The sequence below is a fragment of the Arenimonas sp. genome, assembly GCF_019459675.1.
GTDB lineage: Bacteria > Pseudomonadota > Gammaproteobacteria > Xanthomonadales > Xanthomonadaceae > Arenimonas.
Genome location: NZ_JAIBFH010000453.1, coordinates 1 through 1,991 on the forward strand (window position 1 = coordinate 1; position 1,991 = coordinate 1,991).

General features: G+C 71.3%; 2 protein-coding genes and 1 pseudogene. All 3 read right to left on the reverse strand.

All coding sequences use genetic code 11. The features are described from left to right. Positions 1–86 precede the first annotated feature (86 nt). Complete coding sequence (locus K0M70_RS15000) at positions 87–830, reverse strand: cell division protein FtsQ/DivIB (protein ID WP_290783313.1); 744 nt, start codon at positions 828–830, stop codon at positions 87–89. Then, on the reverse strand, positions 827–1,789 hold the full coding sequence (locus tag K0M70_RS15005) for a D-alanine--D-alanine ligase (protein WP_290783314.1): 963 nt from the start codon (positions 1,787–1,789) through the stop codon (positions 827–829). Before K0M70_RS15005 ends, K0M70_RS15000 begins: the two co-directional genes overlap by 4 nt. Then, a pseudogene (gene murC / locus K0M70_RS15010) lies at positions 1,786–1,991 on the reverse strand (UDP-N-acetylmuramate--L-alanine ligase); the annotation flags it as partial. The pseudogene murC and the gene K0M70_RS15005, both read right to left, overlap by 4 nt.

Genomic DNA, 1,991 nt, shown 5'->3' on the forward strand with positions numbered 1-1,991 from the left:
GCCGGGCGAGTATTCGCCCACCAGCGCGGTGACCTTCGAGGTGCCGATGTCGAGTCCGACGATCAGCGACTTGTCGCCTTTGCGATTCATGTGTTGGCCTGTGCTGCGGAAGCGGGGGGAATGACTGGCGGCGCGGGGGCGTCCTGCCAGACCAGGGTGAAGCCGTTGGTGTAGCGGAGGTCCGCACGCACCAGCAGGCGCGGGTCGGCGGCGCGGATGCCGGGCAACATGCGGGCGAAACGCGCCAGGCGTCCCTGCGGCTCGCCGCGGCCGGCTTCGATGCGGGTGCCGTCGTCCAGCAGCAGGCTCCAGCTGCCGCGCGCACTCAGCGTCACGGTGTCCACCTTCAGGCCCAGCGGCAGGAACAGCGGGCGGGCCAGGCTGTGGAAAGCCATCAGCTCGCTGATGCGCGGCTCGGGCCCTTCGAACAGCGGCAGCTCGGCGCCGGCGCCGTCCGGGGCGGCGAACAGCTTGCCGTCTTCGGACAGCATGCGGCCGCCGGTCCAGCGCGCCACCGGCGTGTGTTCGGACAGGCTCACTTCCAGGCGGTCGGGCCAGCGCTTGCGCACTTCCACCCGCTCCACCCATGCCAGCTGCGCCACCGCGTCGCGCACCTGGTCCAGGTCCACCGCGAAGAAACCCTGCTGCACCATCGGCAGCACCGCCTCGCGCACGGCCGCTTCGTCCACCTGGTTGAACTCGCCGGTGACGGCCAGGCTGCGCATGGGCCAGCGCTCGCCCGCGATCCAGCCGTTCAGCACGGCCACCACGGGCAGCGCCACCAGGGCGATCGCAAGGGTCCAGGCCAGGATGCGCAGCAGGGCGTTCATGGGCGGGCGTCCTCCTGCGCAAGGCTGGTTTCAAGCACGCGCCAGCACAGGTCTTCGAAGCCGATGCCGACCTGGCCGGCCGCCTTGGGCACCAGCGAATGGCTGGTCATGCCCGGCGCGGTGTTCACTTCGAGCAGATAGTTGTTGCCTTCGCGGTCGCGCATCACGTCCACGCGGCCCCAGCCAGTGCAGCCCGCGGCTCGGAAGCCAGCCAGCGCCTGCGCCTGCATCTGCGCCTCGGCCTCGCCGTCCAGGCCGGGGCAAACGTACTGGGTGTCTTCGGCGACATATTTCGCGTGGTAGTCGTAGTACTCACCGGCCGGCACGATGCGGATGCTGGGCAGCGCCACGTCGCCCAGGATGCCAACGGTGTATTCGCCGCCGACGATCATCTGCTCCATCAGCAGTTCGCCCGGGTAGCGCGCAGCCAGCTCCACGGCCGCCGCCAGGTCGCCCTGGCTGAACACGCGCGACACACCCACGCTGGAGCCTTGGCACGACGGCTTCACGATGACCGGCAGGCCCAGGGCCATGGCCGCGGCCTGGACGTCGGCGCCCGGCGCCAGGCGCACGTAGCGCGGCGTCGGCAGGCCCAGCGAAAGCCAGACCTGCTTGGTGCGGATCTTGTCCATGCCCAGCGCCGAGCCCAGCACGCCCGAACCGGTGTAGGGCACCTGCAGCGCTTCCAGCAGGCCCTGCAGTACGCCGTCTTCGCCGCCGCCCTTGTTGCCGTGCAGGATGTTGAACACGCGGTCGAACTGCTTGCCGCGCAGCGCCTCGATCAGCGCCGGGATGCCGTCCACGGCATGGGCGTCCACGCCCCTGGCGCGCAGCGCCTCCAGCACGTTCGCGCCGGAGTTGAGCGACACCTCGCGCTCGGCGCTGGTGCCACCCATCAGCACGGCCACGCGGCCGAAGGCCCGGGCGTCGTTGATGCGCGGGGCGGGGATCGGCGTCATGCCTGGTGTTCTCCGTGGATGCCGTGGGCCGCGAGGTCCGCGGCGACGTAGCCGATGTCGCCCGCGCCCATCATCAGCAGCAGGTCGCCGTCGGCGAGCAGGTCGGCCAGCACGGCGGGCAGCTCGCGCGCGCTGCCGGCGACCACCGGATCGATTCGGCCGCGGGCGCGGATGGCGCGCGCCAGCGACTTGGCGTCGGCAC

Excerpts from the sequence above, each read along its gene's own strand:
- K0M70_RS15000 (WP_290783313.1), bottom strand. The coding sequence starts at position 830 with ATGAACGCCCTGCTGCGCATCCTGGCCTGGACCCTTGCGATCGCCCTG.
- K0M70_RS15005 (WP_290783314.1), bottom strand. The coding sequence starts at position 1,789 with ATGACGCCGATCCCCGCCCCGCGCATCAACGACGCCCGGGCCTTCGGC.